Annotated in this window: 1 protein-coding gene; it reads right to left on the bottom strand. The window is 63.0% G+C overall.

Features of this window, described 5'->3' with window-relative positions; genetic code table 11:
* A partial coding sequence (locus D1646_RS22335) for a hypothetical protein (RefSeq protein WP_160638519.1) occupies positions 1-480 on the bottom strand: 480 nt, incomplete at its 3' end.
* Positions 481-495 lie beyond the last annotated feature (15 nt).

Here is a 495-nt window from a genome sequence, read left to right as displayed (position 1 = left end):
CTTGCCCTGATAGCTCTGGGGCAGCGTCACCAGCACCGGCTCCTCCCGCACCCAGTCCAGCATGGGCAGGCGTAAATCTCCAATACGGTGATCCAGCTCCGGGCAGTCCGTATAGATCAGCGCGCCGTCCAGAAAAACCGCCACGGAGCTGATTGCCGCATCCAAACGCAGGGTAGGGCCGTCCACCTCCTCCGACAGCACACGGGAAAAATAGAAGGTCTGCCCCAGCTCGCCCAGGCGGTCAAAGCCGCCGAAGCCGTCCGGGGCCAGCTCTGTGACAGCGTCCCCCCTCTGGGTGAACACCGTCCAGCCCTTTTGATCGTAGACCCAGCCCTCCGGCATGGCCTCCGTTGCCCAGCCCAGGGACAGGTCATAGACCCGGTCCTCCATCGGTTTCATACAGTTCAGCAGCAGAATACCGAACACCAGGCACAGCGTCAGGGTGAGCACCGCCGCTCCCAGGCGCGTCCATTTTTTCATTCTCCAGCCCTCCCG

Origin of the sequence: Pseudoflavonifractor sp. 60 (assembly GCF_009911645.1) — a bacterium.
In the GTDB taxonomy this organism is placed as follows: Bacteria; Bacillota; Clostridia; order Oscillospirales; family Oscillospiraceae; genus Lawsonibacter.
The sequence above is the reverse complement of the archived record's forward strand: the minus strand, read 5'-3'. Positions and strand labels throughout refer to the sequence as shown.